Genomic DNA, 6,088 nt, shown 5'->3' with positions numbered 1-6,088 from the left:
CCCCCCCCCCCCCCCCCCCCCCCCCCCCCCCCCCCCCCCCCCCCCCCCCCCCCGCCGGGGGGGGGGGGGGGGGCGGCCCCCCCCCCCCCCCGGCGCCGCGGCGACGCCTCACCAACCGATCCGTCCCTCGCACGTCTCCCGCTCCCATGCGTTCTACGCCGCCTCAATGGCATCCTCAGCGCTGGCGATGCCGCGCTGCAGATCGCCGATTTTCACCCCGCTGGATATCAGCAAGCCGTCGACGTTGCCTCGCTCGGTCAGCGTGCTGTCGCGCTCGCGCCAGCACCACCATCCCGAAATCCGCGTGACCCGCACGCCCGAGGCGCTATGCTCCGCGCGGAGCGACTCGGGGGGCACAGGATGAACCGGACGATCCTCATCACCGGCGTGGGACGCGGCATCGGGCGGGGGCTCGCCGAGGCCTACCTGCGCGCCGGCGCCAAGGTGATCGGCACGATGCGCGACGCGACCCGCGCGCCCGCCACCTTCGCCGACGCGCTCGGCTCCGGCCGGCTCGTCCTGCTCGAGGCGGACGTGCGCGACGCCGACAGCCTCGCGGCCGCCGCAGCGGCGCTGCGCGCCGAGCCCGTCGACGTGCTGATCGCCTGCGCCGGGATCATGGGGGAGCGCACGGCGGACACGATCCGCTCGGATCCGAGCGCCTATGCGGAGGTGTTCGACGTCAACGTGCTCGGCGTGCTGCGCACGGTCCAGGCCTTCCACCCGGCGCTCGCCCGCGCGGCACAGGTGCGCGGCGAGGCGAAGGTGCTGGTGATCTCGAGCCAGATGGGCGCTGGCACCAACCCGAAGTCGAATTCCATGCCCTACCGCGTGTCCAAGGCCGCCGCGAACACGATCGCCCGCGGCCTCGCGACCGACCTCGCCCCCGAACACATCCACGTCGCCGCCTGCCATCCGGGCTGGGTCAAGACCGACATGGGCGGTTCGGGCGCGGACATCGGGGTCGAGGAGAGCGTCGCGGGCCTGATGCGGCTCGTCGACGGCCTCGATGCGAGCTCGGCCGGCGGCTTCTGGAACTACGACGGCGCACGCCTGGCGTTCTGAGACCGCCCGCCGATCGCCTCAGGCCGCGGCGGGGGCGAGCGCCCCGCCGCGACGGCGCCGCGCCACGAGCAGCGCCACCATCGGCGGGGTGAAGTAGAACGAGACCACCGTCGACAGCAGCACGCCGCCGGCGATCGCCACGGCGAAAGGCGGCCAGAAGCCGCCGCCGGCGAGGATCAGCGGAAGGAAGCCGCCCACCGTCGTGATCGTCGTCGAGACGATGTGGCGCGCCGAGCGCACCACCACCGCCCGCATGGCGTCGAGATCCCCGGCCATCGCAGCCTCGTCCTCCTGGATCGCCGTGATGACGATGATCGCCGCGTTGATCGACACGCCGATCGAGCCGATCGCCCCGATCAGCGCCTGCACGCCGAAGGGCATGTCGAGCACCGCGAGCGCGAGCACCGAGAGGCCGAAGGAGAGCACGCAGACCAATCCGGCGATCAGCGCCAGCCTGTACGACACGAAGGTGAGCACGATCGTCACCACGGTGAGCGTGACGACGAGGCCGAGCGTCGAGACGAGGTTGCGCACCGTCTCGGCGCGGGCGTCGCTGTCGCCGCCGAACTCCAGCCGGTAACCCTCCGGCAGGACGAGCGCACCGGCATCGAGCCGCACCTGCAGGACCGAGAGCGCCTCCTCGGGAAGCACGCCGTGGGCGAGATAGCCCTGCACGACGTTGATGCGCTCGCCGCTGCGCCGCACGATCGGGCTCTCGGAGGGCACCATCGCCCAGGTGCCGAGCGCGGAGAGCGGCACGCCGGGATGCGCCGCGCCGGCCGCGGGCCCGCCCGGCAGGACGTCGAGTGCGCGCACCGCCGCGAGATCGCCCCGGGTTCCCTCGCCCACCCGCACGCGCACCGGCAGGTCCTCGGTCTCCTCCAGCAACGAGCCGCCGGTCGCGCCCTCGAGGGTCGCCTGGAGTTGGCCCGCCACCGCGCCGAGATCGAGGCCGACGAGGCGCACGGCGTCCTCGTCGAGGCGGAAGACGAGCTTGGGGGCGCCGCCCTCCAGTGTCGCACGGGTGTGGATCACGCTCGGGATGTCCGCCATCAGCGCGCGCGCCTGCGCCCCGATGCCGCGCAGCGTCTCGAGGTCGGGCCCGACGAGGCGCATCTCCAGGGGGGCCGACACGGGCGGGCCCTGCACGAGCCCGCGCACCAGGATCTGCGCCTGGGGCAGCGCCGCGTCGAGCTGCGCCTGAAGGCGCGGCACGAGCGCGTCCGTCGCCTCCGGGCTCGTCGTGAAGACGAGCGCCTCGGCGAAGTGGGGCGTCGCGTCACGGTTGGCCTGCATGTTGTAGTAGAAGGCCGGCGCACTCTCGCCGATCACCCAATGCGTCGACACCACATCCGGCGCCTGCGCCATCAGCGCGTCCGCCGCGCGGGCGACGCGCGCCGTCTCGCCGATGGCCGTGCCCGCCGGCAGCAGGACCTGGACGTAGAGCTGGTCGCGCTCGACGCCGGGGAAGAACTGCGCCGTCAACGTCGGGAAGGACAGGAACCCGGCGATCGGCAGGGCCAGCGATACCGCGATCGCCGCGAGCCGATGGCGCAGCGCGAGCGCGATCGAGCGCTCGAAGAGCCGGCCGAGCCCGGGGATCGTCATTCCGTTCGCGAGCAGGCCCCCGCCCCCGGAGCGTCGTCCGGCGAGGAGCCGCCCCGCGAAGGCGGGCGTGATCGTCAGCGCGATCGCGAGCGAGGCGAACAGCATGATGATGACCGCGAGCGCGATCGAGCCGACGAAGTCCCCCGCCGGCCCCGGCAGCAGCGCCATCGGCAGGAACGCGAGCACCGTCGTCACCGTCGATGCGGCGAGGGGCGCCGCGAGCCGCCGCACGGAGGCGGAGACGGCCGCCACGGGGCCGGCGCCTTCCACTATGCGACGCCGCACCTCGTCCGTCATCACGATGGCGGCGTCGACGAGCAGGCCGAGCGCCACGATGAGCCCCGCCACCGACATCTGCTGGATCGTGATCCCGGTGCGCTGCATGACCGTGAGCGAGACGAGGGCGGCGAGCGGGATCACCGCCGCCACGATCAGCGCCGCGCGCCAGCCGAGCGTCACCAGGAGCACGACGACGACGAGCCCGACGCCGAGGGCGAGGTTCGCGCCGAGCTCGCCGAGCCGAGCCGCGGTGTATTCCGCCTGGTCGAACACGAGCCGCAGCTCGAGCCCCGCCGGCATCTCCGCTCGGAAGGCATCGAGCGACGCGCGGACGGCGGCGGACCAGACGTCGACCTGCCGATCGGCCTCCATCCGTGCGGCGACGAGCACGCCGGCATCTCGATGCGAGAGGGCGAGCGTCGCCGGCGGCGTGCGCTCGGTGCGTTCCACACGCCCGATATCGCCGACGCGCACGCTCGCGCCCTCGGCGCCGAGCCGGACCGGGATCTCGCGCACGCGGCCGATGTCCTCGATGGCCCCCGAGACCTCGATGAGGAGGTCGCCCTTCGCGCCGCGCACCTGCCCCGCGGCAACCTTGGCGTCGGCCGCGGCGATCGCGCGGGAGACGTCGGCGGCCGTGAGGCCGAGCGCCGTGAGTCGGGCCGGGTCGAGCGTGACGACGACCTCCTCCTCCGGCGCGCCGTAGAGCTCGACGAGCCGCGTCTCGGGCACGCGCCGCAGCCGATCCTGCAGCTCCTCGGCGGTGCGCCGCAGGATCGCGGGGGGCGCCTCGACCCCTGCGCGCGGGACGATCGCAACGATCGCGGTGAAGGCCCCGGCGCGGTCGTTGTCGAAGACCGGGGCGGCGACGCCCGGCGGGAAGCGCCGCGCGGCGGCGTCGACGGCATCGCGCACCTCGGACCAGACCTGCTCCAGCCGATCCTCCGGCAGGAACTGCGAAAGCTCGATCGTCACCGACGAGACGCCGGCGGCGGAGGTCGATTCGACCAGATCGATCTCGGCGAGCGTGCGCAGCTCGGCCTCGATCGGCTCGGTCACGAGCGCCTCCACCCGGTCCGGCGCGGCGCCGGGGAAGGGCGTGACGATGGTGGCGAAGAGATTCGTGATGGTCGGGTCCTCCTGGCGGGCGATCGTCAGGAGGGAGGCCGCGCCGAGCGCCACCGCGGTGAGGATCGCGAGCCACAGGAGCCGGGGGCTGCGGTAGAACAGCGTGTCCATCTCACCGCTCCGCCTGCGCGAGCACGACCGCCTGGCCCGGCGTCACGCGATGCGCCCCGCCGGCGACGAGGGCGGCGCCCGACACGAGCGTGCCACGCACGAAGGCGCGCTCGTCGGCGACGTGGAGCACCTCCACCGTCTCGCGCACCACGCGGGCGGGCGCGTCGCCGATCGGCTCCACTGCGACGAGCACGCTCCAGGTCCCGCGCCGTCCCTCGCTGAGAGCCGCGACCGGGAGCCAGTAGCCGGGGGTCTCCACCCGGCGCGGCAGGTGCAGCGCGACCGTCGTCCCGAACGGGGCACCCGGCGGATCGTCGGGCACGAACAGCGCGGTGACGGTGCGCGTCGCCGGCGCGAGGTCCGGCCGCAGCGCGACGAGCCGCGCGGGAACGCTCCGCCCGTCGACCACGAGCTGCGCACGATCGCCCGGCGCGAGGCCCGCCGCCGCCGCCGGCGAGAGGCCGACGCGGGCGAGCGGCGCAGCCGTCTCCATCAGGGATACGACGGGCGTGCCCGCCGCCACCACGGCGCCCTCGTCGAGCGCGCGGGCGGCGATCGTGCCGGCGAAGGGCGCGCGCAGCACCGCCTTGTCGAGATCGACGTCGAGCCGGGCGATCGCGGCTGCGATCTCCGCCTCGCGAGCGGCCTCGACGGTGGCGGCGAGCCGCGCCTCGTCGAGGCGCTGGCTCGAGGCGTGGCCGGCATCGCCGAGCGCTTCCTGGCGCTCGAGCGTGCGCCGGGCGAGATCGCGTGCGGCGCGGATCTGCGCGCGCTGGGCCAGCAGCCGCGCGCGCTCGGCCTCGAGCGCGGCGACGTCGAGGCGCGCCACCGGGGCGCCGGCCGCGACCGCGTCCCCCTCCTCCACGATGACCGCGACGACGAGGCCCGGCCGCTCGAAGGCGAGATCCGCCGCGCGTGCCGGCTCCAGGCGCCCCAGGAAACGATCCTCGACCTCGTAGCCGTCCTCGCGCACGAGGCGCGTGACGGCGACCGGCAGCGGCGCCGGCTCGGCGCGGGCCGCCTCGGCACGGGCATCCGCCCGGTCCTGGAGGAGACCGACGCCTGCGAACACGCCCGCGCCGACGGCGGCGACGACGCCGATCTGGACGACGAGGGAAATCACGCGGCCGAGGCGGGTTGGCATGGCACACTCCCGATGGGAACGGAGCGAACGCTGATCGCGTAACGAGACGATACCGTATCGTCTCGCATAGCAATAGACGAGACCGATGGGTCTCGTCAACGCGCAACCTACGTGCTAGGGGGGAGCATGGATCACGCCATCGCGAGCACCGGCGCCGCGACGCGAAGCCTCGACCCGGCGAAGCGGCGCGCCATCCTCGAGGGCGCGCAGGAGGTCTTCCTGCGCGACGGCTTCTCGGCGACCAGCATGGACGAGGTCGCCCGGGCCGCCGGCGTCGGCAAGATGACCGTCTACCGGCATTTCGGCAGCAAGGACGCGCTGTTCCGCGACATGCTGCGCGAGGTCTGCGGCGGCACCCTCGTCGACGCCCCGACGCCGCCGGGCGCGACGCTGGAGGAAGAGCTGCGCTCCCTCGGGCACGCCTTCGTCGAGCTGATCACGCATCCGCGCCGGTTGGGGACCTACCGCATCGCGCTCTCGGAAGCGGAGCGCACGCCCGACGTCTCGAAGCTGTTCTACGAGGGCGCGGTGACGCCCGTCATCGCGCGTGTCGCGGACCGCATCGCCGCCCACGCGCCGGGGCTCTCGGCGCAGGACGTCCGGCTCCTCGCCGGGGGCTTCCTCCAGATCGTCCAGGGCTACGCCTTCATGCGGTTGATCATGGGCATGGACCGCGAGCCCGACATGGCGCTGTTCGAGCGGCAGATCACGCTCGCCTCGGAGATGATCGCAGCCCGTGCGGTGGGGTGATCG

5 protein-coding genes are annotated in these 6,088 nt (G+C 74.1%); 2 read left to right on the top strand and 3 right to left on the bottom strand.

Annotation, left to right across the window (positions count from 1 at the left end; all coding sequences use genetic code 11):
* Positions 1–153: 153 nt before the first annotated feature.
* Positions 154–315 carry a hypothetical protein gene (locus ACTZWW_RS18035; protein ID WP_444782359.1) on the bottom strand — a complete coding sequence of 54 codons (162 nt, stop codon included), beginning with the start codon at positions 313–315 and terminating at the stop codon, positions 154–156.
* Between the two features lie 45 nt (positions 316–360).
* On the opposite strand from ACTZWW_RS18035, the gene ACTZWW_RS18030 reads away from it, so the two are divergent.
* Complete coding sequence (locus tag ACTZWW_RS18030) at positions 361–1,065, top strand: SDR family NAD(P)-dependent oxidoreductase (protein ID WP_444782358.1); 705 nt, start codon at positions 361–363, stop codon at positions 1,063–1,065.
* An 18-nt stretch (positions 1,066–1,083) separates the two neighbouring features.
* Here the strand turns inward: ACTZWW_RS18030 and ACTZWW_RS18025 are convergent, their stop codons facing one another.
* Together ACTZWW_RS18025 and ACTZWW_RS18020 are read right to left on the bottom strand one after the other, a co-directional pair.
* Entirely contained in the window at positions 1,084–4,191 is a 3,108-nt protein-coding gene (locus tag ACTZWW_RS18025) for an efflux RND transporter permease subunit (RefSeq protein WP_444782357.1), read from the bottom strand.
* Position 4,192: 1 nt separating this feature from the next.
* On the bottom strand, positions 4,193–5,335 hold the full coding sequence (locus tag ACTZWW_RS18020) for an efflux RND transporter periplasmic adaptor subunit (RefSeq protein WP_444782356.1): 1,143 nt from the start codon (positions 5,333–5,335) through the stop codon (positions 4,193–4,195).
* Between the two features lie 126 nt (positions 5,336–5,461).
* Here ACTZWW_RS18020 and ACTZWW_RS18015 point away from each other — a divergent pair, with 126 nt between their 5' ends.
* Positions 5,462–6,085 (top strand): TetR/AcrR family transcriptional regulator, encoded by a 624-nt coding sequence (locus ACTZWW_RS18015; RefSeq protein ID WP_444782355.1) that lies wholly within the window; start codon positions 5,462–5,464, stop codon positions 6,083–6,085.
* The last annotated feature ends 3 nt before the right edge of the window (positions 6,086–6,088 follow it).

Source organism: Salinarimonas sp. NSM, assembly GCF_052380005.1.
In the GTDB taxonomy this organism is placed as follows: Bacteria; Pseudomonadota; Alphaproteobacteria; order Rhizobiales; family Beijerinckiaceae; genus Salinarimonas.
This window is presented reverse-complemented; position numbering and strand designations above follow the sequence as displayed.